Annotated in this window: 23 protein-coding genes and 3 pseudogenes; 21 read left to right on the top strand and 5 right to left on the bottom strand. The window is 33.3% G+C overall.

The window, feature by feature from the left end:
• A partial coding sequence (locus E7A03_RS02960) for an IS3 family transposase (protein ID WP_316073657.1) occupies positions 1 to 363 on the bottom strand: 363 nt, incomplete at its 3' end.
• The gene (locus E7A03_RS02955) at positions 341 to 850 is read right to left on the bottom strand and encodes a helix-turn-helix domain-containing protein (RefSeq protein ID WP_316073655.1); all 510 of its coding nucleotides are present in this window, start codon (positions 848 to 850) and stop codon (positions 341 to 343) included. The genes E7A03_RS02960 and E7A03_RS02955, both read right to left, overlap by 23 nt.
• A gap of 159 nt (positions 851 to 1,009) precedes the next feature.
• Here E7A03_RS02955 and E7A03_RS02950 point away from each other — a divergent pair, with 159 nt between their 5' ends.
• From E7A03_RS02950 to E7A03_RS02935, 4 genes are read left to right on the top strand one after another with little or no spacing between them, the layout of a single operon-like run.
• A complete protein-coding gene (locus tag E7A03_RS02950; RefSeq protein WP_024051170.1) occupies positions 1,010 to 2,077 on the top strand; it encodes an ATP-binding protein in 1,068 nt (355 codons plus the stop codon).
• Entirely contained in the window at positions 2,070 to 4,304 is a 2,235-nt protein-coding gene (locus E7A03_RS02945; RefSeq protein ID WP_024051169.1) for a S8 family peptidase, read from the top strand. Before E7A03_RS02950 ends, E7A03_RS02945 begins: the two co-directional genes overlap by 8 nt.
• 22 nt (positions 4,305 to 4,326) lie before the next feature.
• Positions 4,327 to 5,034, top strand: coding sequence for an SMODS-associated NUDIX domain-containing protein (locus tag E7A03_RS02940; protein WP_024051168.1), 708 nt, complete (start codon positions 4,327 to 4,329; stop codon positions 5,032 to 5,034).
• 18 nt (positions 5,035 to 5,052) lie between these two features.
• Positions 5,053 to 6,534, top strand: a complete 1,482-nt coding sequence (locus E7A03_RS02935) for a nucleotidyltransferase (protein ID WP_024051167.1) — start codon at positions 5,053 to 5,055, stop codon at positions 6,532 to 6,534.
• A 129-nt stretch (positions 6,535 to 6,663) separates the two neighbouring features.
• Here the strand turns inward: E7A03_RS02935 and E7A03_RS02930 are convergent.
• Positions 6,664 to 7,740: pseudogene (locus E7A03_RS02930) on the bottom strand (IS30 family transposase).
• 57 nt (positions 7,741 to 7,797) lie between these two features.
• Between E7A03_RS02930 and E7A03_RS02925 the strand changes: the two are divergent.
• From E7A03_RS02925 to tnpA, 4 genes and pseudogenes are all read left to right on the top strand, one after another.
• Positions 7,798 to 8,022, top strand: coding sequence for a hypothetical protein (locus tag E7A03_RS02925; protein ID WP_206669384.1), 225 nt, complete (start codon positions 7,798 to 7,800; stop codon positions 8,020 to 8,022).
• Positions 8,023 to 8,078: 56 nt separating this feature from the next.
• Positions 8,079 to 9,311 (top strand): acyl-CoA thioesterase/bile acid-CoA:amino acid N-acyltransferase family protein, encoded by a 1,233-nt coding sequence (locus tag E7A03_RS02920; RefSeq protein WP_058948455.1) that lies wholly within the window; start codon positions 8,079 to 8,081, stop codon positions 9,309 to 9,311.
• Between the two features lie 141 nt (positions 9,312 to 9,452).
• Complete coding sequence (locus E7A03_RS02915) at positions 9,453 to 9,866, top strand: YjdF family protein (protein ID WP_316073652.1); 414 nt, start codon at positions 9,453 to 9,455, stop codon at positions 9,864 to 9,866.
• Positions 9,867 to 10,065: 199 nt separating this feature from the next.
• A pseudogene (gene tnpA / locus E7A03_RS02910) lies at positions 10,066 to 10,529 on the top strand (IS200/IS605 family transposase).
• A 198-nt stretch (positions 10,530 to 10,727) separates the two neighbouring features.
• On the opposite strand, the gene E7A03_RS02905 reads toward tnpA, so the two are convergent.
• Positions 10,728 to 11,666, bottom strand: a complete 939-nt coding sequence (locus E7A03_RS02905) for an IS30 family transposase (protein ID WP_058948456.1) — start codon at positions 11,664 to 11,666, stop codon at positions 10,728 to 10,730.
• Between the two features lie 288 nt (positions 11,667 to 11,954).
• Between E7A03_RS02905 and E7A03_RS02900 the strand changes: the two genes are divergently transcribed.
• The 12 genes and pseudogenes from E7A03_RS02900 to E7A03_RS02845 all read left to right on the top strand — a co-directional run bounded on the left by E7A03_RS02900 (position 11,955) and on the right by E7A03_RS02845 (position 22,540).
• Complete coding sequence (locus tag E7A03_RS02900) at positions 11,955 to 12,371, top strand: hypothetical protein (protein WP_044117164.1); 417 nt, start codon at positions 11,955 to 11,957, stop codon at positions 12,369 to 12,371.
• Positions 12,372 to 12,739: 368 nt separating this feature from the next.
• Positions 12,740 to 13,801, top strand: coding sequence for an ankyrin repeat domain-containing protein (locus E7A03_RS02895; protein WP_058948457.1), 1,062 nt, complete (start codon positions 12,740 to 12,742; stop codon positions 13,799 to 13,801).
• A 28-nt stretch (positions 13,802 to 13,829) separates the two neighbouring features.
• Positions 13,830 to 14,228 (top strand): hypothetical protein, encoded by a 399-nt coding sequence (locus tag E7A03_RS02890; RefSeq protein WP_024062120.1) that lies wholly within the window; start codon positions 13,830 to 13,832, stop codon positions 14,226 to 14,228.
• A 105-nt stretch (positions 14,229 to 14,333) separates the two neighbouring features.
• Positions 14,334 to 14,804 (top strand): hypothetical protein, encoded by a 471-nt coding sequence (locus E7A03_RS02885; protein ID WP_024062119.1) that lies wholly within the window; start codon positions 14,334 to 14,336, stop codon positions 14,802 to 14,804.
• 28 nt (positions 14,805 to 14,832) lie between these two features.
• Positions 14,833 to 16,344 carry an SMI1/KNR4 family protein gene (locus E7A03_RS02880; RefSeq protein ID WP_058948458.1) on the top strand — a complete coding sequence of 504 codons (1,512 nt, stop codon included), beginning with the start codon at positions 14,833 to 14,835 and terminating at the stop codon, positions 16,342 to 16,344.
• Positions 16,345 to 16,469: 125 nt separating this feature from the next.
• Positions 16,470 to 17,492 carry a DMP19 family protein gene (locus E7A03_RS02875; protein ID WP_024062155.1) on the top strand — a complete coding sequence of 341 codons (1,023 nt, stop codon included), beginning with the start codon at positions 16,470 to 16,472 and terminating at the stop codon, positions 17,490 to 17,492.
• Between the two features lie 89 nt (positions 17,493 to 17,581).
• A pseudogene (locus tag E7A03_RS02870) lies at positions 17,582 to 18,066 on the top strand (prolyl-tRNA synthetase associated domain-containing protein).
• A 129-nt stretch (positions 18,067 to 18,195) separates the two neighbouring features.
• Complete coding sequence (locus E7A03_RS02865; protein ID WP_058948460.1) at positions 18,196 to 19,536, top strand: B12-binding domain-containing radical SAM protein; 1,341 nt, start codon at positions 18,196 to 18,198, stop codon at positions 19,534 to 19,536.
• Between the two features lie 10 nt (positions 19,537 to 19,546).
• A complete protein-coding gene (locus E7A03_RS02860; protein WP_316073651.1) occupies positions 19,547 to 20,314 on the top strand; it encodes a putative quinol monooxygenase in 768 nt (255 codons plus the stop codon).
• 108 nt (positions 20,315 to 20,422) lie between these two features.
• On the top strand, positions 20,423 to 21,202 hold the full coding sequence (locus E7A03_RS02855; protein ID WP_060919708.1) for a protein-ADP-ribose hydrolase: 780 nt from the start codon (positions 20,423 to 20,425) through the stop codon (positions 21,200 to 21,202).
• Positions 21,174 to 22,025 (top strand): SIR2 family NAD-dependent protein deacylase, encoded by an 852-nt coding sequence (locus E7A03_RS02850; protein WP_287550483.1) that lies wholly within the window; start codon positions 21,174 to 21,176, stop codon positions 22,023 to 22,025. The genes E7A03_RS02855 and E7A03_RS02850 overlap by 29 nt, the downstream gene beginning before the upstream one ends.
• 17 nt (positions 22,026 to 22,042) lie before the next feature.
• The gene (locus tag E7A03_RS02845; RefSeq protein WP_195394927.1) at positions 22,043 to 22,540 is read left to right on the top strand and encodes a methylated-DNA--[protein]-cysteine S-methyltransferase; all 498 of its coding nucleotides are present in this window, start codon (positions 22,043 to 22,045) and stop codon (positions 22,538 to 22,540) included.
• 172 nt (positions 22,541 to 22,712) lie between these two features.
• Here E7A03_RS02845 and E7A03_RS02840 read toward each other — a convergent pair whose 3' ends face one another.
• Positions 22,713 to 23,375, bottom strand: a complete 663-nt coding sequence (locus tag E7A03_RS02840) for a fumarylacetoacetate hydrolase family protein (RefSeq protein ID WP_287550484.1) — start codon at positions 23,373 to 23,375, stop codon at positions 22,713 to 22,715.
• Between the two features lie 286 nt (positions 23,376 to 23,661).
• Between E7A03_RS02840 and E7A03_RS02835 the strand changes: the two genes are divergently transcribed.
• On the top strand, positions 23,662 to 24,684 hold the full coding sequence (locus E7A03_RS02835; RefSeq protein WP_316073650.1) for a branched-chain amino acid aminotransferase: 1,023 nt from the start codon (positions 23,662 to 23,664) through the stop codon (positions 24,682 to 24,684).
• The last annotated feature ends 62 nt before the right edge of the window (positions 24,685 to 24,746 follow it).

Raw genomic sequence — 24,746 nt, 5'->3', positions numbered from 1 at the left:
CCCAAACAAGTGGAATTCGGTAATATCTGTGGTCCATTTTTGATCTGGCTTTGTTGCAGTAAAGTTTCGCTTAATAATATTAGGAGCAATTTTTCCTTCTGTACCTCTATATAAACGATACTTCTTTAGACGAACTTTGCATGTTAAGTTTTCTTCCTTCATAATACGCATCACAACTTTATGATTTATATTGAAGCCTAATTTATGTAATGCTATTGTGATTCGTCGATATCCGTAACGACCCTTGTTCATCGATACAAGGGTACGAATAGCGTCTCGTTCCTCTATATATTTGTCCCCTTTATTTATGCTGGCTAGGCGCGCATAATACGTACTTCGACTAATACCAAAGTATTTGAGCATAAACTGAAGCGGATATGTCGTCATAAAAAGATATTTCATACTTTAATCGAGCATTTTCAGCTTCCAGTTCTTTAATACGTTCCTTATCTGATTTTTGGCTTGAATCTACTTGTATCTTAATTTCTTTCTTAGTCTTCATAGGTGGTCTACCTTTAGGCTTGGGTTGCAACCCCAAAATCCCTTCTTCTAAATACCGCTTTTGCCATGTAGCAATTAGACTAGGGTTATCTAAATTAAATAATTCTGCTGTTTCTTTAAAGGATAACTTATTCTTCCACCTAGCTTCAAGAACTTTACGTTTAAAATCTGCTGAAAATACTTGTGTACCAATTTTATGGGTCAAATTATGATTAAGGTTAAATTTGTGTAGCCAATTTTTTATAGTACTTTCTGGCACCTCAAGCTCTTTAGCAATTCTAAATCGACCCCATCCTTTTTCAGAAAGATAAATTGCCTTTTCTTTTACTTCTTTTGAGTATTTTGACATAAAAAACTGCACCTCCCAAAATTGTGTCCAATTTTTGGGGTGCAGTTCACTAATATAACCTTTGACATAAAAAGCAAAAGTTTGAATATTTGTCCCATAAGTATAGAATTATGTCCCAATATATGATATAATAAAAAAGAAAATAGGAGGTATAGCAATATGAAAAAACAAAATGTTTTGAATTTAATAAAATACCATGTGGAAAGGAACGAAAATTCCTTTAGAAATGAAGCGATAGCAATAGCAAGATATTTTGATAGCATAGGAGATTATCAGTTATCCGAATATATTATGGGGTTAATATCTGAATCAAATTTATATTCACCACAAAGTAGTGATTTTGAAAGTGAGTTTTTAAAGCAAGTTGAAATAAGAAATTTAGAGGCTTTAAATTTACCGCTTGAAATAACAGAGGATATAAAAGGCATTATTAATGCTGTAAATCATAATGTTGGTATTAATAAATTTTTATTTGAAGGATTACCGGGAAGTGGAAAAACAGAAGCAGCAAAAAATGTTGCAAGATTGCTGGATCGCTCTCTTTTTAGAGTGGACTTTGAAAATCTGATAGATAGCAAGTTGGGGCAGACTAATAAAAACATTATAAAAGTCTTTAGAGAAATAAATATGCTTCCAAATGCAAATAAGGTTGTGGTTTTATTTGATGAAATTGATGTTATTGCTTTGGATAGAATTAATTCTAATGATATTAGAGAGATGGGAAGAGTAACATCTACGATTTTAAGAGAATTAGACAGATTAACAGATCTTAATAAAGAAATAGTGCTTATTGCAACTACTAACCTATATTCCAATTTTGATAAGGCATTAGTCAGAAGGTTTGATGCAGTTATTAATTTCAACAGATATAGTGATGATGATTTAATAGAAGTAGCGGAATATTATTTTTCTTCGTTTATCAAGAATTTTAAAGGAATATCCAAAGATACAAGATTATTTAAAAAAATATTGAAGACAGCAAAAAAAATACCTTATCCTGGAGAATTAAAAAACATTATAAAAACATCACTTGCATTTAGCGATGTTAGTTCTGAGTATGATTATTTGAAAAGATTATACAATAGCTTGATAGGAAGTTTAGATCAAAAGGATATAAACCAGCTTCATGAGGAAGGATTCACTGTAAGAGAAATAGAAAAATTAAAAGGGGAGTCTAAAAGTGCTGTCTCAAGAAAGTTAAAGAAGGAGGAAGTAGATAGTGAATAATGTCTTGGAATTAAAAGGGAAACGCTTTTTGCAAACCAGTAAAAATGGTATGCGTGGTGGTATAGCCATGAACGGGAAAGTGGAAGTCAGTACAGAGCATTTGTTAAGATTAAAATCTCAGCTAATTCAGATTAAAGAATTTTGGGATAAAGAAACAAAACCATTTGAAGGGATTTTAGTTAGCGTTTATTACAATAAAATTGTTGCAAAAAGTAATCGAATCGCCGGACTTTTTAAAGGTGCGGATTCTAATGAAGCAATTGTTGGAGCAAAATTTAATAGAGATAAGAGCAAACACATCATAACATATTTTCTTGATGAGTATGATTTGATAAAAAGTATAGAATTGATTTCAAATACTTTAAATATATTGTCCCAAAAATTTGCAGGCAAGATCAGCAAGAATATATTTGAAGATAAAAATATTGTCAATCCACGAGTTTTTAAAGATCTTTCTGTGAGTATGTCAATATTTAAACAGGTGATTGCAGATGTATCATACATTGATTCTTTTGAAGTAGAGTTACCTACGATAGATGTAAAGCAGAGCATTATAACTTTGTATGACGTAAGAAAAGATACCAAACTATTATTTGAAAGATTAGGGATAGATATTTTAAGTAGCAGAATTTTAGATAATCAAACTGTTTACTTAGACGAAAAGCAGGTAGGACTACTTTTCGAAAAAGCACCTTATCTTGTTTCAATGGCAACCGTTGATTTATCAAATTTATCACCTGATGATTTTATCAATGAGTATCAAACAAAAATGGTAACTATACCATCCCCATCTATTGAACCAACAATTGGGGTGATAGATACCTTATTTGATGAAAGTGTTTATTTTAGTGATTGGGTTGAATATCATGATATGGTCTCAGAAGATATACCAAAAAATCCAAAAGATTATAATCATGGGACAGCAGTGTCTTCCATTATTGTTGATGGAGCAAGATTAAATCCTTGGCTGGATGATGGTTGTGGAAGGTTTAAGGTTAGGCATTTTGGAGTAGCGGTAGGTGCTGAATTTTCTTCATTTTCAATAATAAAGAAAATAAAGAGTATTGTAGTAAATAATTCAGATATAAAAGTCTGGAATATTTCACTTGGTAGTAATCAGGAAATTAATGACAACTTTATTTCTGCTGAAGCTGCAACATTAGATAAAATTCAGTTTGAAAACAATGTAATATTTGTTGTTGCAGGAACAAATAAACCAAGTGCAGATATAGTAAAAATAGGATCTCCGGCAGATTCTGTTAATAGTATAGTTGTAAATTCAGTTAGTAAGAATGGTATGTCTACTAAATATGCTCGTAAAGGATTAGTATTATCTTTCTTTGCAAAGCCAGACGTAAGTTATTATGGCGGTAGTGAAGAAGAATACATTAGGGTTTGTGAACCTTTAGGGGCGGCAAGTGTTGCCGGTACTTCCTATGCTGCACCTTGGATTGCAAGAAAATTATCCTATTTAATTGATGTATTAGGGCTTAACAGGGAAGTCGCAAAAGCTATGATTATTGATGCAGCGAGAGGTTGGGATGAAAAACCAACTCCTGAAGAAGTTGCCTTATATGGGCATGGAATTGTACCCATTCATATAAATGAAATTATTCAAACAAAAGATGATGAAATAAAATTTGTGGTATCAGATATTAGTGAAAAATGGAATACTTATAATTATGATTTTCCTGTTCCTCTAAAGGATAATAAGTACCCCTATATTGCAAAGGCTACAATGTGCTATTTTCCACTGTGTGATAGATTGCAGGGGGTGGACTATACAAATACGGAATTGAATTTGCACTTTGGTCGAATAGGAGATGATAAAAAAATTAAGGATATTAAAGGTGATAAACAGAATACAGAAGACACATTAGATGGAGAAAGAAATTATCTTGTGGAAGGTGAAGCAAGAAAGCAGTTTAGAAAATGGGATAATGTAAAGTATATTGCAGAGAGTGCTACAAAAAGAATGATACCAAAAGATTCTTATAGAAATAAGAATTGGGGCATGGAAATAAAAACAAATAACCGATTAGCTCCTCAAGATGGCGTAGGAGTTAGGTTTGGTGTTGTTGTAACACTCAAAGAAATGAATGGAGTTAATAGAATTGATGAATTTATCAGAAGTTGTACATTGAATGGTTGGCTAGTAAATGTAATTGATATTGTTAATAGAGTAGATATTCACCAAAAAGTGAATGAAGAAATTGAGTGGGAGTAATAATGAAAGTGTGGGGATATAAGTGTTAGAAAATATAGGAACTAATTTGATTAGCAGTGGAATTTGGTTTTTGATTGGTATATTTGCAGCTAATTATAGAAGAATAGGGTTGTTTGTAAAATCGTTGATACATTGGAGCGAAGATATTAGGTTTAGTATTGCGTATTTATATAAAATAAAAATAGATGATAAATATCTTTTAATTAAGGGAAGTAAAATAGAACAACTGCAACCTGTTGGTGGAGTATATAAGGTTTGTAGTTCGTTTAGTACTATTGAAAGGAAATTGAATATTATTTTTGAAAATGAACGAGGTTTTTATGAAAAAGAAGATTTAAGATTTTGTATAAAAGGAAAAAATATTAGCAAAGTTCTAAATTGGTTTGATAGTAGAAAAAATAGGGAAGTGGCGGTATATAGAGAGTTTTATGAAGAAATTATAAAAAATAACATATTGCCTATAGAAGTCTTAAGTAGCATGAGAATAGAGTTTTTAAAGCAAATAAAACCTAAAATGGCTTATTCTAAGCATTTTAAAAAGAATGAGATATTATTATTTGATATTTACGAGATTCATTTACCAGATGAATATACTGATATGATACGTAAATATGTAAAAGAAGAGAATGATTTAATTAAGCTTGTAGATAGAGAAGACATTGAAAAGGAATGTGTTGATATAAGAGGAAAATCATTTAAAATAGGAGCTCATTCGCAATATATTATTTAATAAGAGAGGGGGAATAAAATGAAAAAATTTGAAATGTCGAAGGAGATAAAAGAGCTTATTAATGAAATTGATGTTTCTGAATCAAATTACGAAAAAGCATCAAACAGGTATAAGGCAATTGCAAACTATATAAAAGAATCTGACCTAGCAGAATATAGTCCGGATATTTACTTACAAGGTTCTATTAAATTAGGAACAGCAATTAAACCTCTTACTGAAGACGGGGCGTATGATATAGATATTGTTTGTAATATGACGAAAAAAAGAAGAAATCACCAGACTCAAAGAGAATTAAAAGACGAACTTGGAAAAGTAGTTAAAAATTACTCGTTAAAGCATAGTATGGAAAATTTTCCAAAAGAAAGCAATAGGTGTTGGACATTAAATTATGTAGATGAATCAAATTTTCATATAGATATTTTACCTGCTGTTCCTTGGAATGATACGGATGATGGAAATATTGCAATTTCAGATAAAAGAAGTGATAACTATGATGATATAACATTTGACTGGGAAGTTAGTAGTCCTAAAGTATATTCCGATTGGTTCAAAAAACAAAGCGATTTTCAAATTATAAAAGAATCCTATGCTAAACGATTTTATGCAAATATAGAAGAAATTCCAGATTATAAAATAAAAACTCCATTACAAAGAATTGTGCAATTATTAAAGAGACATGCAGAAGTTATGTTTGAAGATGATATGGAACAAAAACCGTCTTCCATTATAATTACTACTTTGGTTGCAAAAATTTATCCTGAAAGTATGATTATTAGTGATGATTTTAAAACATTATTATTGAATGTAGTCAAAAATCTTTTGAGTGGAGTTGAATATGAAAATGAAAATCCTTGTATTTATAATCCGGTTAATAGAAAAGAAAAATTATCTTTGAAATGGGATAAGGATGGAAAATACTTTGAAAATTTTTTGAAGTGGTATGATCAACTTAAAGTTGACTTTAGCATAGATAATAAAGCAATGTCTTTAAATGAGAGTTTGTTTTATATGCAGAGAAGTTTGCGTAAAAATACTAATGAAATTGGAATCTCGTTAAATTCTTTAAGTTATCATCAAAAACCTAAATGGAAATTATCAAGTATTGCTAAGACTAACGTAGAGATAAAAGCATATTACAGTTGGCGTGGTTTCAGATTTAAGCAAATAAAAAGTGGTGAAGCTTTGAATAAAAAAGGAAAACTTAGATTTGAAGTCAATGCACTTACACTTAATATAAAAGACTATGATATATACTGGCAAATAACCAATACTGGTTACGAAGCAATAAATGCGAATTGCTTAAGAGGAGACTTTTATAATTCTAAGCTTGAACAAGGAAAAAGAATAAGAACAGAAGAAACTTGCTATGTAGGTAGACATTATGTTGAGGCGTATTTGGTAAAAAATGGTATTTGTTATGGGAAAAGTAAACCTTTTGAAGTTAATATAATTGATGGTATTACTTTTGAGTGGTTTAATACCAAAAAACTCGGAGGGTAGTGTATGTCTGATACAATTATATATTGGTTATGGTAAAAACAATACCTGAAGATATTATTAAGGGACTAATAGCATCATTTGTAATTTTACTTATAATAAAACTTGTTAACAAAGTTAAATTTTTAAATTTTAAATTGCAATATGAAATTGAACAGTATCCAAATCTACAATTCTATTAACTTCTTCAAGAAAGACATCCAAGGGGGTTCTATAATTTAGAAGCTTGCGTGGCAAATTATTACACCATTGAAGTGTTCGTTGAATTGTTTCCTCTGAAACGGCTTTTATTGGCATTCCTTTCGGTATACATCTACGAAGTAAACCATTATGCCTTTCGTTTGATCCACGTTCCCAAGCAGAATAAGGTCTAGCAAAATAAATAGACAAGGTTTCATTTTCTAAATTAGATATCTCTGAAAACTCTAAACCGTTATCTGCAGTTATTGTTTTACATAAGCAAGCTAGATTAACATCTTTAAACGTATTTAACCATGCATGCAGTGTTTCTTTTACATCAGTAGCACGCGCTGAGGGACATCGTAAAGCCACATACAATCTGCTTTTACGCTCAAGTAAAGAGATTAAAATATGGTCTGTCTTATCTTTTGTTCCACGGACGGTATCTAATTCCCAATGTCCGAATTCCTCGCGCGTTTCAATAGTAGGATCGCGAAGTTCTATGGATTTACCAAGTTCTCGCTTATGTTTTCTAGAAATAGATTTTCGTTGGGAACGCCGTACTACCAATGGTAAATCAATTGCTTTTATACCTAATACACCTTTGTGAAGATAGTTATATAAAGTTTTAGTACAAACCATTTCATTACGCACAAACAACCCCTTATGTTTAGCATATCCAACAGCAGCATCAAATGACCAACGATCAGCTAGAGTCTTGCTTTCAATCTAATTTATAAAAGATTCTATAGCACCAATTCTCATGGTATTAAAGGAGCCAACACGTTGTCTTTCATATGTTGCTTGTCCAGAATCAGCTAAATATACAAGTTGAGATTTACCATGTCGAATTTGAATTACAGTACCACGTTTTAATTCTGTATAAATAGTTGTTCTAGAACGGCCCAGTGCACGTGAAATTGCAGCAATACTATCTCCTAGAACGATTCTCTTTTCTAAATAAAATCGTTCTTCGAAGTTTAAGTGTTTGTTTGTGTGTAATGTCGTGTTATGATTATTGTAGTCCATAGTGATTACCTCGGTTATATTTTGATTAGTCACCTAAATCATAACACAAGGTTCACTATGGATTTTTTATGTGTTCAATTTCATTCTACAATTAAGCAAAAAAATAAATATCTGATATTATCCAAAAAAGTGGTTGAAGTTTTTAATATCCATAAAGAGCAACAGGAGCATATTGAAAAAGCCATTTTTTCAGTTTTAAGAAACTATAGTGAGGAGGACCTTCAAATGGTTATGAAACTGACGGATGATGTTGAACAGGTATGGCGAGAATTACCGTGGTAAAAATCACGGTAATTTTAAAAACACATTGTTAATAGCATTAACAAAAAGAGGAAGATATGACTATACAAATTGAACTTATCTCAGAGTCTGAGTTAGCAGACGAATCTTTCAATATTGTCATCAATGGCTTAAAACCAAGAGAAACATATCGAGTCGAGATGTACCTAACTGATTATTATTGTATCAATGCTCCCATGCTTTTAGCTCATGATGTTTTATGGAGATCAACAGGGACTTTTGTATCAGATAAGAATGGCATTATTGATATTTCACAAACTCCATCTTGTTCTGGCTCTTATGAAGGCATTTCAACAATGGGACTATTTTTTAATGCTAAGCCCTTGACCAATAAGAAAAAGAAACTCCCAAGTTCTCTTTCTAAAATTCCTTTACTGGATCAATTTTTTGTGAAAATCAAAATTATGCAAGGAAATACTGTTATTGCAGAGAGAACCTTCTCAAGACGTTACATGAGTTCGCAAATTAGTCATCAAGATATTTACGGGGAACATTTTCAAGGGAGACTATTTTATGATAAAAAGTCACTAAAAGCACCGGCATTGATTATTGTGAGCGGTAGTGAAGGAAGAATTGAAAAGGCACAGAATATGGCTCAGCTTCTATCTTCCAGAGGTTATATTTGCTTAGCAGTTGCCTACTTTGGTTTAGAGGGGTTACCAAAACATTTGGAACGTATTCCTTTAGAGTGCCTTGTGGGAGCAAAGGATTATCTACGTCAGCATCCTCAAGTAGATAGTGAAAGCATTGGAATCTATGGACGGTCTAAGGGAGCAGAATTCGTTTTAGCTGAGGAGAGCCTTTTTAATGACGTTCAATGCTTGGTACTAAATTCCCCCTCTGATGTGGTGTATGAAGGAATAAAAGGAAAATGGAACTCTCATACTTCCTCTTGGACGCATTTGCAAAAAGAACTTTCCTATCAAAAGTTTCGACTTAGAGATTATCTGTTCAGTAAACTTTTTAGAAAAACCTTCCCTAAAGATTGCTCTGCTAGAATAGATGTTGGTCAAATTCATTCACCAATCTTATTGCTCGGAAGTACTGTTGATGAAATATGGGATGCTTCGTCAGCAATTGATGATATTGTCTCCCATTATAAAGGACACTACATTATATTTAAAAAATATCATGAAACAGGTCACATGTTGACGGTGGCCTATCAACCAAATCATCGTTATCGAAAAGATTGGCGTTTACTGATGAAAGAGAGCAAGGATTCTTGGTTGGCTACGATTCATTTTTTTGATAGGCATTTGAAGAAGCAATAAAAATAGATTATAAATATGCTATAATAGTCCTAACTAAGATAAAAACACAGTTCTGGTTGGTAGTCCAGACGTAGGCAAGCCTATCAGTAACCTTCCTCCTTGGTTGTCCATTCTTAGGGATAGATTTAAGGAGGTGCTGTCGTGGAAACAATTTCAATTAGATTGACAGTTTATTTTGAAGATGGATTTTGGCATGGATTGTTTGAACAAGCGTATCAGGAAACTTATCAAGTTTGTCGTGTGACATTTGGTCAGGAACCGAAAGATGATGAAATTCTTGAGATTTTACAAACTCAGTTTGCTCGCTTATCTTTTAGTTCAGAGTCAACAGTCAAACAGTATGTGAAGATTAAGAATCCGAAACGCCTACAACGTGTTGTAAAGAAGCAGGTAAAGCAGAAAGTTTTTTCTAAGTCGAAAGAACTATTGCAGTTGCAGTATGAGGAAAGGAAAAAGATTTCAAAACATCAATCTAGTGTCCAAAAGCAATTCCTCAAACAAGAGAAATTTGAACGCAAGCAGCAAAAACGTAGAGAGAAGCACAAAGGTCACTAGTGACTTTCTCTTTCATAAAATAGAACAGCTCTTTTCGTATAAAAAGAGCTGTTTTTACTTGTACGCCGAATAGGCATAACTAAATCCCCAGTTAAACTGAGGTCAGTAAAAATTCTTAGAGAAAAGGAAAGAACCTCCTAGTGCTAGAATGGAGTTGGTCTGGCAACCACAACATTTCAACATAGGAGGTTCACTGTCAATGAATGACGTAAAAAGCTTATCACATAGTAAATGGAGATGTAAATATCATATTGTTTTTGCTCCAAAATATAGAAGATAAATAATTTATGGTCGGATAAAAGCTGATGTAGGTAAAATTCTAAGAGATTTATGTAAGAGAAAAAATGTAGAAATTATCGAGGCAGAATGCTGTCCAGATCATATCCATATGCTAGTAACGATTCCACCACATTTAAGTATATCGAGTTTTATGGGATATTTAAAAAGCAAAAGTAGCCTCATGATATTCGATAGACACGCAAATTTAAAATATAAGTATGGAAATAGACATTTCTGGTGTAGAGGATATTATGTGGATACGGTGGGACGATATGAAGGAGCGATAAAAAGTATGTTCGCAATCAACTACAAGAGGATATAGCACAAGATACATTAAACTTTAAAGAATATACCGACCCGTTTACGGGTGAGCCAGTAAAATAGGCAAAATAAAAGCCCCCGAGTAGGGGGTAGCCAGTGGTAATAGAGTGGTTGTCAGATCATTCAATGCCCTCTTTAGAGGGCCACCATTAGAGAAAGACCCTTATAGGGTCAGAGCAAACCACCCGTTCTACGGGTGGTTATGATTGTGTTGGAAATTCCTTTTGTATATGATGAATTGCAATAAGTAATGCGACAAAATTAAATCAATTTTTTAATCTCATGTTTAAACATGTCAAATGGTGTTTTAAACCTAAGGCATTTTCTAGGTCGATTATTAATCAGCACTAGTGCTTCTGTTAGTTTATCTAGTGTTACTTTAGCTAAATCGGTTTTCTTAGGAAAAAGCTCTCGAAGTAAACCATTACTATTTTCATTAGAGCCACGTTGCCATGCTGCATAGGCATCAGCAAAATACATTGGTATCCCAAACTCGTTTTCAACCTGTTCAAAGCACGCAAATTCTTTACCACGGTCCACTGTAAAGGTTTTAAGTAATTTACTTGTTAATGTGTTGTATAGGGAACTAATAGCTAAAAACATAGAATCCTTAGTTCGGTCATCCATTTTTATTGCTACATAAAATCGAGTTTTACGTTCAACAAATGTAGCTAAACAACCTTTACTTTGACCTCTAGAAGACACCATTGTATCTAGTTCCCAATGACCAAAAGTCTTACGGTTTTCAACTTCTTGAGGTCGGTCCTTAATGGTCTTTTTCACATTGAACCGTCCACGCTTTTCTTGTGTACCAGGCTTTTTGCCTTTCCGGCGAAGTACTGTTTCTGTTACAGCAAGAAAACCACGATGGATCCAAGAATAAATTGTTTTAAAGCTTAGAACTCCAACTAATTCAGCACCAACTATTTCTTCTGGAGACCAAGTTTGTTGTAACCTGGATTCAATTAAAGCCGCTAATTGAGGTGTTAACTTTGTTGGTCTGCCTTTATTAGCAGACTCACTAATTGCTAATTGTTGTGCTTTAATCGCAGAATATTCACCTTCAACGCGATTTAATTCTCTTGCTACAGTAGAATGGTGAACCCCGATTAAGCTAGCAATCCTACGAACAGAGTATCCTTCTCTTCGTAAAACTTCTATTTGACTTCGTTTTTCTATGGTAAGATGTATATAGCTCATATTAGAGACCTCCGTGTCATGTAGTTGTGGTTATTTACATTTTACACGAGATCTCCAATATGAGTCTTTTTATTTGTCGCAATATATTTTACAATTCATCAAATAAATAAAAATACACTATTTTAAGTATAGCATTGGAATATGTATCTGAATATTATCATGTTATGAATGCTACTTATATTAATATGAATTTTACTAATGGGTATGGAGCGATATGTAAGTAGGTTAAAGAGTTTAATTCATCTTTTATTGATTATGTGTTTTTCTAATATATTTGAGGTGATTACTATGGCAGTGTCTAATATGAGAGCTACATTACTATATCCAATAGAAGTAGTGTGGGATACAGTGACGAATCTAAAGGATTTTTCCTGGAGAAGTGATTTAAAAGATGTAAGAATTATAGATGAGAATAACTTTATAGAGATTACCAAGAATGGAGTTGAAACTTATTTTAGAATTACAGAATGTATTAAATACCAGTCATGGATATTTGAGATAGAAAATAAAAATATTAAGGGGGCTTGGGTCGGAAAGTTCTATGTGGAGGATGATAAAACGATTCTAGATTTTACAGAAACTGTTGTCTCTAAAAAACTAATATTTAAGCCATTTATAAGTTTGTATTTGAAACGACAACAAAAAATATATTTTAGAGATTTAAAAGCAAAACTGAATTGTGAAGAGTTTGAAGCTGTTAGATAATATTTATAAGATTAGTTTTATCAAAATAGAAGGTGGTGCGTTTTGTGGCTGAGATTAGATTTGAAAATCTTCGAAAGCTATTAAAGAGCATGATAGAAAAGTGATAAAGAGACTATCTGTCTATTTTCTAAGCGTCATGGTAAATAGACTATCTGTGGAATGCAATTTTTAAATGTGCATGGATTAAAATTTATTAATGTTCTTGTTATTTCGTTATGAAAAAGATAAATTGAGATTTTAGAATTGTATTTGGTATATGATAGCCTTTCGCTTATACGAGGGGCTTTTACTATACACTCATACTTATAAATATAATATAATGTAATTAGTGATAATCATTTAAAAAATATAGTTCATGGGAGAGATATATGATACAGTTAAAAGATTTAGGTACGTTTGAATCTGTGCCTAAAATAGTGACGGATATTATTGAGGGTAATCTACCTGCACTTGTGTCGGCGTTAGCGGCTGGTTGGGATATTCATGAAGTCATAGAAATTGATGAATATAGTGAGCATACACCTTTAGAATTAGCTCTTGTCATGTGTTGCTTGCCAAGTATTCAATGGTTAGTAGAACATGGTGCTAATCTTAATGATGAAGAAAATCCAAGTTTCTTATTAGCGGTACAGTATGGTAATAAAGAGAGTATAGACTATGTTGTGGCTCATGGTGCTAATATTCACGCTTTGAACCGTGTGAAAGTAGATGCTTTTCAAGCTGCTTTATATGGCAAGAAATATGAGAACCTACAAATTATTCATGACTTAGGTCATACGGTACAGAAGTATGGCGGTAAAGCTTTCAGAAATATCATTACAGATAGAAATTATGAGGTTCTAGATTTCTTTATTCATAATGGTGTAGATATTAATTACAATAAGCCTGATTCTGTATATCCCTTTAAGCCAACCCCATTGTGCGTTGCGGCTCGTTATGTGGATTTACAGATGTGCAAATACTTGGTAGAACATAATGCTGACGTTACCATCACAGAAAAGGATGGTATGCGTCCCTATAGCATTGCCGTTGAAAAAGGCGATATGGAAATGGCAGAGTATTTTAAATCCTTAGAGCCTACGGAGTTCCATGATATACAGAATAAAATAGATCAGTTAAAGCCATTTAAATTACCAAAAGCATTAGTGAATTTTTTAGAAGGTGAACATCTTTACTTTGAATTACCAGACTCCGATTTTATATCTATAGAGTTCTTCCCACTTATTGATACAATTCCATTTAAATTAGGTCGCCGTAATCTATTGCGTTTATCTAAAGAACTAGGCGAGTATAACGATTGGCAAATTGTATGGGACACTAAAACTAAGAAGATAAGTTGCTATGATATAGAACATCAAGAGTTACGAGAACTTTGTAAATTTGATGAATTTATGGCGGATATGTCAGGTCAATTAGAAACCTTATTTTAGTCTATATTGTAAAGGAGAGGCGATACATATGACGACAGATTCATTTGAGAAAACATATACAAATTGGTCAATTGATATAGGTACCTATAAATATGAAGGTATTACACTGAATGAAGTTGAGCAAAATCTATATGCTATTCAGGATCAAGAGCAAGATTTTGTGATTGTATCCCCATCAAATAAAATCTCAATAGATAATAAACAGTATAACTTTGTACAAGTTTGCTGTGATGAAGATACTGATTTATTACATATAGAACTTAGTGTAACTAATGATGGCGAGCAGGGCGCTATCATATATGGTAAAAATGAATTGGGCCATCAAGAGGTATTACAGATAATAGAAGATTTTATTGCACATCATAAGGTTCCAGCATTAGATAGCTGGGAAATCGTGTTAGATTTAAGACATAATACGGAAAGCTAGTAAAGGATATTGAAAATGACTAATCCAAGATTTGTATTATTTTGCCGTAGATGGCTGATATATTCTTAATGTTTTCCCCATTATGACGTATATGTGGAGCATATCATGTTATACAGACCGAATAACCTCTTATATAAGTATATTCGCTATCGATTTAGACGGATTCAGATTCAATACAATATGGTATATGATGTAACACCAGAGGAAGAAGATGCGATTTGCCGTGAGCTATTAAAAAAGAGAGCGAAGATATTGATTCCAGTTGGTATATTATATTGTCTGATCTTTGCTGTAAGTTTTGTTTGGCTATTAGGAACTAGTGAAGAATTAAACTCCTTAATGCAATGGGAGATAAAAGTCTTTGACTATGTCACACCAATTTTAAATACCATTGATTTTAAATGGTATGCATATTCCCTTGACTTATTGAGAGTAGCACTTATTTTAGCCCCTATAGCGATTATAAATGTATCTCCTTATATCATTTTTTCCTATATGGTTGATACCATTTTGATACGACGCAGGGTAAAAGCTTTAATTAAAGAATATTACAGTGATGAGAAACCATTTGGTTAAAATAATCTATTAACTAGGAGCGAGTATTATGAGTAATCTAAAAGACTTTGATTGGACCGGATTTTGGAACGATGTTGATTATGCATTTGAATCCTATATAGGTAAACCTGTTACCGATAAGGATATTAAAGATGCTGAAACTGAGCTAGGCTATACATTACCTGCAGCATATATTGAATTACTTAACAATCATAATGGCGGTGTATTGAATAAGAACTGCTTTATTAATAATGATGGTGAGTGTGTATATGTGACAGGCATATATGGCATTGATAGAGATAAAAAGAAATCTATTTTTGGAGAATTTGGCAACGAATTTTGGATGTCTAAATGGGAATATCCTCCTATTGGTGTCGTGGTGGCGGATACGATTTCTGGCGGTCACGATATGATTTTTCTCGATTATCGTGAGTGTGGTCCTACAGATGAGCCTAAGGTAGTCCGAGTAGACCAAGAAGGGGATTACTCTATCACTCTTTTAGCAGATAGTTTTGGGGATTTTATTAAGCAATTATATATAAGCATAGAAGACATTACGGATGAAGAGTTTCAAGCGTTAAGTGATGAGGATAAGGTAAAACTTATTAATGAACAAGAGGACCTAGATATTGATCGTGCTATGGAACTTTTAACTAATATAGGCATCGATAATTTATCTCCTATATTGTTAAGTACCTTAGGACGTATCTACAACAATAATGACCGTGCAGCAGAGGCTGTTGAGTTATTTGAACGTATTGATGAGTCTTACCGTGATTGGTCTTGGTATTATCGTAAGGGTTATGCGCATGCCTCTTTAGCACATGGTGAAAGTTATCATTCTGAACATGTGCAGCAAGCTTTACAGTTAATTGAAACTGCTATGAAAAAGACAAAAGAAGCACACTTAGAAAAACAATTGAGCTGGTGCTGTGAAGTGGTAGAATATATTTTATCTTTTATAAAGCCAAGTGAGTATGAAAAGGATTATCCTATGATTTTTGAAACGATTAAAACGTTCGTTAATAAGAGCCAAAATGCTGAAATTAATAAACTTGACGCAGAGCAACTTGAAATATCAGAGGATAACTATCCTTCTTACAGTGCAGTGCATTGGGTATTCAATAAAAAATCATATACTAAAGAGAATTTTTCTAAAGAGTTTAATCAAATATTAGAGGAGTATGCTGAGTATGGCGCTAAGGAAAGTGCATTAGCGCTATTAGAAGAGCCTGAAATTTTAGTGACTTATGAAGCATGGATAGAAAGTGAAAATCAGCTTCATAATAATGAACGTTTAAACGGTGAAGAGTTACTAGAAGAAGAAAAAGAAGATAACATGTGGCAAGTAGAAATCATGGCCCATATTACTGCTGATAATGGTAAATATTTTACGGGAGAAGAACTTACCTTTAAGTTACAAAATTTAATGGCCAATAAAGAATTAGGCGATCATATATTCTATGAAGGCATAGAATACGAGGGACATGAGTGCGAGGGACATGGCCTCATCGATAATGAAGATGGTATCCCTGTCTTTTATGTATGTTGTGGCAGCTAAGTAAATAACCCATCTTATAAATCAATCACCATTAAGTAAAGTTTATTGTTTTGTGTGTTGGTTAATATTACTACTTTAGAATGATTTCATATACATATTAATTGGGATGAAGGGATGCGTATTGTATGTCGTTAAGTGTTGAACGTTTTTTATCTTTTTCTGAAGAGGCGCAATTACAAACTATTAAAGATCTTAATGATATAGGACAAGAGGAGCTGATTATTGAGACATTAACTGGTGTGGGCATCGAGAATCTACCTGTACCTTTATTAGGTGAGCTTGGTAGAGCGTATAACAATAATGATAAACCGGAAGAAGCTATCAAGGTATTAAACTCTATAGATGAAGAGTATAGAGATGCTGTGTGGTATTATCGCTGTGCTTACTCCTATGGCGCTATTGTTTCTAATAATCATGAGGTTTATACATCCAATAATATGCAACATATGCTAGCACTTGTAGATAATGGTATACGCCTAGCTGTTAGTGAGAATCGAAATAATATAACAGGATATTTTTTTGAGATTATTGATATGTGTTATATGCAGATAGATTTTGAAAGGTGTGAGTCTGATTACCCAGAATTGTGTTCTGCTTATAGTAAATACGTAGCCGAAAAACAGAAGAATAGGAGAGGTGTATCTCAGCATCGGACTATAACTGTTGAAGAAATTAAAGAAACTGATGATATGTGGACTATTAATGAACCTGCATATTGGACCATAAATATTTATGGCTCTTATGATGATTATATAGAAACATCTAAAGAGTTTACATTAGAGCAACGATATCTTAATGCAATATGTTGGTATTTTGCTGAGGTCAATAATGGTGGTCATCACCAGTTTTTCTATAACTCTACAGGTATCGTATGGGAAGATACTTTAGTGGGGTTGCGTCTATTCAATATGAAAGAGTTGGCAGATAATTTCCAATCAGTACTAGATTTCTTTGGTGGTACTGTACCATTTGATAGAGCGGAACGATGGTACTTATTACAACAATCTGAGAATAATCCAGAATTCTTTGATTTTCTCGATGAAAAAGATGATGCAGTATATACATATGATGGTATCTTTGAAGATGTATTTGTACATGAGAACCCTCATTTATTTGTATTTGATGGAACCTATACGATTCCAAACTAATTTTGGAGATATATTTAGCTAGATATAATAGATACTTTCATTATGCTAGTTACTTTCACAAAGAATAACCGATGTATTAGAGGTATTACATGTTAGATAAACAAGGCGTATATGATTGTTTGCGTGACCATCATATCGATTTTGAAATTACAGATCACGCACCATTATTTAGTATGGACGATAAGCCAAATGTGCAGTTGCCATATCCTGATTGGGATGCGAAGAATTTATTTATACGAGATCATAAACGAGAGCATTACTATTTAATTACTGTTCGTGGATCAAAGCGTGTAGATTTAAAACAATTTCGTAAGGACCACAAACTTAAAAAAAATCCTTTGGTTCTGAAGAAGAACTATGGGATATATTGAAGATTAAACCAGGTCACGTATCTCCATTTTGCTTGCTCCATGATGAGGACCGTAAGGTCCATTATTATATTGATGCGGACTACGAAAATAATGTAATCGGCATACATCCGAACCAAAATGATGCGACTGTGTGGCTTCAAGGCAAAGAACTAGTTAAACTTATTGAAGAGCATGGTACAACTATTGAATATATAACAATATAAGCTTAACATCCTATTTGTTGGAACTAATATTACTCAATATAGTTTTAATAGATAGGATGTTTTTATATGCAAAAGGACTCATAATCTTTTATAATAATGTAAAAGCATTTGTTATATAAGAGGTTTTATATGAAAGTTAAATTGATTCAACCACGTATGTTGAAGCGTCCTATGGATACAGATTTAAAAATACGTATGTCCCCACATTTAGGGTTATTAACTGTGGCTAATATTATTCGGCATGAGTGTGAGGTCACAATTGAAAATGAAAATATTAGAGAACTAGATTTTAATGATGTACCTGATTTAGTAGGTATTGCGGTGACTGTTGATGTATTGCCTAGAGCAATTGAAATTGCAGCTATATATAGAAAGAAAGGGGCTAAGGTGATTGCTGGTGGTATACATATTACGACAGCATTCGATACCGTACCTAAGGAGGCATTTGATAGTCTTTGTATAGGTTTCGCAGAAAATACATGGCCTCAAATTATAGAAGATGCTAAACATGGTCGGTTGCAATCTCAATATGTTTCTGCGCCTTTAGAATCTGGAGATGATATTGCATCACCTGCATATGACTTGATAGATAAGACCGATTACTTATGGTATAACGTTGTTTCTACTAGTAGAAGTTGTCCTCATAAGTGCGATTTTTGCTATAATAGCTCTGGAACACACCAATATATTAATCGCAATATAGAGGATGTGTTGGGAGATATCAAACGATTAGGTACAAAACATATTATGTTTATTGATGATAATTTTATTGGTAATATTTCTTGGACTAAACAGTTTTTAGAACGTATTAAACCTTTGAAGTTAAACTGGAATGCAGCGGTTACTATGAAAATAGGGCAACACCCTGAATTGATGGATTTAATGAAAGAAACTGGTTGTCAGAGTTTATTTATTGGTTTTGAAAGTATCAGCCCTCAATCTTTATCTAGCGTTCATAAAATGCAGAATAATCGTGAAGAGTTTGAACGACTTATTAACGAATTACATAAGCGTGGTATTATGGTTAATGCTAGCTTTGTATTTGGCTTAGATGGAGATACACCAGAGACTTTTAAAAATACGTTAGATTGGATTATTAGCCAGAAAATTGATACAATTACATCACATATTGTCACACCATACCCAGGTACTGAATTCTACAAGAGAATGGAAGCTCAAAATAGAATTTTTGATTATGATTTATCAAAATATAATACGTCTCACGTAGTTGTATCACCGTTAGGTATGTCTAAAGAAGAATTAGAAAAAGGCTATCTTTGGATCTATAAAGAGTTATATTCCATAAAAAATATATTTCGTCGCTTGCCTAAAACTATCAGTACAATACCAGCATATCTAACTTTTAATTTCTTTTACCGTAGATTTGGACAATTTACATCAAGAGTATGTGAGTTGTTAACTTATAAGCGTATTGGTTTGTTTGCCGAGAAGTTATCAAGATATATGTAAAGGAGTATATATGAATAAAAATTTATTAAAACGTATTGTACTAACATCTGCTATTGCCGTATTAGGTGTAAGTACATCTTTTGCAGCTCTTGTTATGGAACGGGATCAATCTGTAGATACAGCACCTAGCGTAGGTATGTATCGTTTCGAAGTACCTGTAGAGTTACAAGGCACTTATAATAGTGCAGGTGTAGCTAATCTGACAGCATCTATGGAAAAAGAACCTAATACATTGTCCATGAATGTGGCGCATGTAAAAGGTAATCCTTCGGAGTCTTATGTAGTTGAAATCTATAAAGATTTAGCTGCTATTGAAACACATCGCAAATCTGACCATTATCAAGCATTTGTTAATGAAGTCGGTTCTAAATTAACAAATCGTAAGATGTACGATGTACAGTCTGTACTTTTATTTGAAAAGAAAGATGCATTATCTATCGTAAATTATGGTAAGGCAGTGGTGACCTTAACTGAGTTTACTGTTGATAGCAATGAAATCGATACGGTACAACGACAATATCAACTCGATATGGAACGTGCCGTTCGTGATGATGCGGGTTATAAGGCTGGTTATGTGCTTCGTGAAAGAAATGCAAAAAATCGTTGGTACGTCATTCAAATCTATAGCGATCAAGAAGCCCTTACTAAACACTTGAACAGCCCAGGTTATCGTTTTATGATGAGCCAAATCCAAGGTAGTCTACAAGGGGTTACTACTAAAGTATTAGATGGGGATATCCTTGTAAACCATGGTGGTCAATCATTTGTTAGACCTTAGTTTTTGATATAATACTAATCAGTAAAGTTACTGCTAGCATATTATGTGCTAGCAGTTTTTTGCTATATAATAGGTTATAATCTAATTAATTCTACTTAGGAGTTATATATGACACAACAAGAACGATTGCGCTATCTTTTAGAGGGATTAGTAGCCGAATATAAAGAGAAATATAACGAACATATAGATATTCCCGTAAGTGAAGAAGAACAATTTACTCTATTTAGAGCACTATGTAATATTCGTCCTGCAGGAGCTATGTCCGCAGAGTGGATGAAGATAGAGGATGAATATTTAAATACATTGGCTCATGAAAAAGGCATCGTTACGATTAACGATATGGAAGAGCGAGAACCTCAGATATATTTGTGGCAAGGGGATATAACGCGTCTAGCGGTAAAGGCTATAGTCAATGCAGCTAATGAGCAGTTGCTCGGTTGTTTTCTACCGAATCACAAATGTATTGATAATGCCATTCATACTTTTGCTGGTATTGAGTTACGTATGGCCTGTGCTAGGATGACTGAGTATATGGATATGCCTGAAAAGACAGGTGTAGCTCGTATGACCTATGGTTTTAATTTACCTGCCAGTCATGTTATCCATACGGTAGGGCCTATTGTTTATGATACTGTTACAGACTTAGAAAAAGAACAATTGTCATCGTGCTATAGATCTTGCTTGGAGCTAGCTAATGCTTATAGTTTGAAGTCCATTGCATTTTGCTGCATTTCTACAGGTGAGTTTAGATTTCCTAATGAATTGGCGGCCCAAATTGCTATCGATACGGTACGTAGGTATTTAAAAGAAACAAATAGTAAAATCCAAGTGGTATTTAACGTATTTAAGGATATAGATTATGACATCTACAACAAATTATTGGGATAATATAGAACGTGTAAAAGAATTTTTGAATACTGCTGATGCGGTACTCGTTGGTATCGGGGCAGGTATGTCTACTGCAGCGGGTCTGACCTATAGTGGTGAGCGTTTTCATAAATACTTTGATGACTTTCACAAAAAGTATGGTATTACAGATATGTATTCTGGTGGATTCTATTCATTTGAAAGCATGGAAGAATATTGGGCATGGTGGAGCCGTCATATCTACTATAATCGCCATGATATTTCAGCAGGTGAACCTTATATTCGGTTGATGGAGTTGTTACAAAATAAGAATTACTTTGTGATTACCACTAATGTAGATCATCAAATGCAATTTGCTGGAGTGGATAAAAATAGATTTTATTATATGCAAGGTGATTATGGCTTGTGGCAATGCTCTGAGCCATGTCATCAAAAGACTTATGATAATGAAGAACAAGTGCGTCGTATGGTTAAAGAACAAAAGGATATGAAAATTCCTACAGAATTAATTCCTCACTGTCCTAGATGTGGCGAACTAATGACGATGAATTTGCGTGTCGACGGTGCCTTTGTGCAAGACGAAGGTTGGTATGCGGCTCAAAAACGATATGCAAGTTTTATAGAGAATTATAAAGATAAGAAAACTGTATTGTTAGAACTTGGTGTTGGCTATAATACGCCGATGATTATCAAATATCCATTTATGCGGATGGCATATGACAATATAGACACACTATATGTACCAGTTAATATTGAAAAACAATCGATTCCATTTGATATTCAGCAAAATACAGTATCATTTAATAATGACATACAAAAGGTATTGAATGATTTGTTATCTTAAGAAGGAGTTAATGTACTATGAACTATAAATATACCTATGAAAGTCCATTAGGGACAATGATTATGCTTGGTACATTATCATACTTAACAGATTTATTTTTTATTGATGAAGCTCATGCACCTAGTTATGATGATGCTGAGTATATAGAGCAACTAACAGGTCCATTTGAAGTAACAATTATGTGGCTAAATCAATACTTTAATGGTAAAAAGCCTTTTATTACCCCTCCCATCCAGTTAGAAGGTACTGAGTTCCGTAAATCCGTATGGTCTATATTACAGACAATTCCTTATGGTGAAACTACAACATATGGAGATATTGGTAAACAGATTGCACAGCAACAAGGTAAAGAGAAATTCTCTGCTCAAGCCGTAGGGGGGGCTGTAGGGCATAATCCAATTTCTATCATCGTTCCTTGTCACCGTGTTATTGGTAGTAATGGCCAGTTAACAGGATATGCAGGGGGCATTGAACGTAAGAAATATATGCTAGACCTAGAGTCAGAGCATAAATAAAGTAATAGTAAATATAAAACTTAGATAATAATAAAAGAGATTACTTCTATTTATCCGTAGATATACATAACAGTAATCTCTTTTTGTGTTTAGATATAGTTAGTTGTAATGTAAATAGATATCGTAATAATTAGAATACGAGCAAATACAATACTTTAATAATTTACTTATTTTAAATAAATTTATTTTCTAAGGTGCCAATACCACTTATGGAAACTGTAACAGTATCTCCTGGTTTTAGCCAAGAATATTTACTTTCATTTTTACCTAATACTACACCACTAGGCGTACCTGTAAAGATAATGTCATCTTTTTGGAGCGTCATATATGTTGATAAAAAGGCAATAATGTCATAAGGCTTAAAAATCATCTGTTCTAGCTTGGCGTGTTGACGTTGTTCACCATTTACTGTTGTCGTAATAGTAGCACTTTCAAAGTCAAAATCATCAGGAGATACAATAGTAGGACCAATAGGAGCAAAGTGATCAAGTGATTTGCCAAGAATCCATTGGGAGCCTCTAAACTGTAAGCTACGGGCGGAAACATCATTGCCAATTGTATAACCTAAGATATGGTCTTTCGCATGTTCTGGAAATATATTTTTGCCAGATTTACCGATGATGATAACTAATTCTCCTTCATAATCGTAATGGAAAGTTTCGTCTTCAATAGTAATTGTATCATGATTACCTGCAAGAGCATTTGATGTTTTCATAAAGATTTCTGGAAAATCATGTGTAGCTAGACTAGTTTCAGCAATATGATCAGCATAGTTAAGGCCGATACAAATGATACTTTTAGGATTAGGAATTAAAAAATGTTTATTTTCGTTCATAATAGGGACCTCTAGTAAAATAGGATAATGTATATCTGAAATTATTATAATATAAATAGGGCGGTAGCTATACTGTAAAGAAACAATTTTTATATTCAACGATAGTATAGCTAGGGGCCTATTTGATAATATACATATCTATTAATATGTTACCTATATATAGATGATATATCTTAATAGATACTATATCTGTATATATAATTTATCATCTCTATAGAATCTATTGAAAATACAAGATGATAGTGATAAGATTAAGTGTATATCAATATAAATGGAGGTTATTGTTATGAGCAAGAATATCGATTGGGATAATCTCGGTTTTGGTTATGTAGAAACCGACTACCGTTATTTGACTACATATAAAGATGGTAAATGGGACGAAGGTGGTCTAATTACTGATTCTAACGTTGTCCTTAATGAATGTGCTGGTGTATTCCAATACGCTCAAACTGTCTTTGAAGGTTTGAAAGCATACTACACAAAAGATGGTCACATCGTATGCTTCCGTCCAGATTTGAATGCAGAACGTTTGAATCAATCCTGTGAACGCCTTGTAATGCCTACATTACCTGAAGGTCGTTTCCTCGAAGCTGTAAAAGAAGTTGTAAAAGCAAATAAAGACTTTGTTCCTCCATATGGTCATGGTGCAAGCCTTTATATTCGCCCTTACATGATGGGTACAAACTCCGTTATCGGTGTAAAACCTGCTGATGAATATCAATTCCGTGTGTTTACAACACCAGTAGGCCCTTACTTCAAAGGTGGTGCTAAGCCAATCAAAATTCGTATTACTGATTTTGATCGTGCAGCTCCTCATGGTACTGGGTATATTAAAGCTGGCTTGAACTATGCTATGAGTTTGTATGCTATCACTGATGCTCATAACAAAGGCTATGCAGAAAATATGTATCTTGATGCGGCTACTCGTACACATGTAGAAGAAACTGGTGGTGCGAACTTCATCTTCATTACTAAAGATGGTAAATTAGTTACACCTAAATCTGATAGTATCTTGCCATCCATTACACGTCGTTCGTTGATGTATGTAGCAGAACACTACCTTAGTATGACTGTAGAACATCGTCCTGTTCATAAAGATGAATTAAAAGACTTTGCTGAAATTGGTCTTTGTGGTACAGCGGCTGTTATTTCCCCAGTAGGTCAAATCGATACTCCAGAAGGCACTATTAATGTTCCTGCTGGCATGGATGATATGGGTCCTATCACTAAAAAATTATATGACACATTACTTGGCATTCAACATGGTGAAATCGAAGCTCCTGAAGGCTGGGTAGTTAAAATTTGCTAATCCTTTAGTAGATTATATAATTTAATATGTAAATAGAAACGGCATCTATCATTTGATAGATG

It is taken from the genome of Veillonella parvula, from assembly GCF_032472435.1.
In the GTDB taxonomy this organism is placed as follows: Bacteria; Bacillota; Negativicutes; order Veillonellales; family Veillonellaceae; genus Veillonella; species Veillonella parvula_N.
The sequence above is the reverse complement of the archived record's forward strand: the minus strand, read 5'-3'. Positions and strand labels throughout refer to the sequence as shown.

What these genes read in the sequence shown, in the direction of transcription:
- E7A03_RS02875 (WP_024062155.1), top strand. Translation starts at nt 16,470, where the DNA reads ATGTCGTTAAGTGTTGAACGTTTTTTATCTTTTTCTGAAGAGGCGCAA.
- E7A03_RS02955 (WP_316073655.1), bottom strand. Translation starts at nt 850, where the DNA reads ATGTCAAAATACTCAAAAGAAGTAAAAGAAAAGGCAATTTATCTTTCT.
- E7A03_RS02905 (WP_058948456.1), bottom strand. Translation starts at nt 11,666, where the DNA reads ATGAGCTATATACATCTTACCATAGAAAAACGAAGTCAAATAGAAGTT.
- E7A03_RS02880 (WP_058948458.1), top strand. Translation starts at nt 14,833, where the DNA reads ATGAGTAATCTAAAAGACTTTGATTGGACCGGATTTTGGAACGATGTT.
- E7A03_RS02900 (WP_044117164.1), top strand. Translation starts at nt 11,955, where the DNA reads ATGGCAGTGTCTAATATGAGAGCTACATTACTATATCCAATAGAAGTA.
- E7A03_RS02925 (WP_206669384.1), top strand. Translation starts at nt 7,798, where the DNA reads ATGGATTTTTTATGTGTTCAATTTCATTCTACAATTAAGCAAAAAAAT.
- E7A03_RS02885 (WP_024062119.1), top strand. Translation starts at nt 14,334, where the DNA reads ATGTTATACAGACCGAATAACCTCTTATATAAGTATATTCGCTATCGA.
- E7A03_RS02845 (WP_195394927.1), top strand. Translation starts at nt 22,043, where the DNA reads ATGAACTATAAATATACCTATGAAAGTCCATTAGGGACAATGATTATG.
- E7A03_RS02895 (WP_058948457.1), top strand. Translation starts at nt 12,740, where the DNA reads ATGATACAGTTAAAAGATTTAGGTACGTTTGAATCTGTGCCTAAAATA.
- E7A03_RS02850 (WP_287550483.1), top strand. Translation starts at nt 21,174, where the DNA reads ATGACATCTACAACAAATTATTGGGATAATATAGAACGTGTAAAAGAA.
- E7A03_RS02950 (WP_024051170.1), top strand. Translation starts at nt 1,010, where the DNA reads ATGAAAAAACAAAATGTTTTGAATTTAATAAAATACCATGTGGAAAGG.
- E7A03_RS02860 (WP_316073651.1), top strand. Translation starts at nt 19,547, where the DNA reads ATGAATAAAAATTTATTAAAACGTATTGTACTAACATCTGCTATTGCC.
- E7A03_RS02835 (WP_316073650.1), top strand. Translation starts at nt 23,662, where the DNA reads ATGAGCAAGAATATCGATTGGGATAATCTCGGTTTTGGTTATGTAGAA.
- E7A03_RS02865 (WP_058948460.1), top strand. Translation starts at nt 18,196, where the DNA reads ATGAAAGTTAAATTGATTCAACCACGTATGTTGAAGCGTCCTATGGAT.
- E7A03_RS02890 (WP_024062120.1), top strand. Translation starts at nt 13,830, where the DNA reads ATGACGACAGATTCATTTGAGAAAACATATACAAATTGGTCAATTGAT.
- E7A03_RS02855 (WP_060919708.1), top strand. Translation starts at nt 20,423, where the DNA reads ATGACACAACAAGAACGATTGCGCTATCTTTTAGAGGGATTAGTAGCC.
- E7A03_RS02920 (WP_058948455.1), top strand. Translation starts at nt 8,079, where the DNA reads ATGACTATACAAATTGAACTTATCTCAGAGTCTGAGTTAGCAGACGAA.
- E7A03_RS02935 (WP_024051167.1), top strand. Translation starts at nt 5,053, where the DNA reads ATGAAAAAATTTGAAATGTCGAAGGAGATAAAAGAGCTTATTAATGAA.
- E7A03_RS02840 (WP_287550484.1), bottom strand. Translation starts at nt 23,375, where the DNA reads ATGAACGAAAATAAACATTTTTTAATTCCTAATCCTAAAAGTATCATT.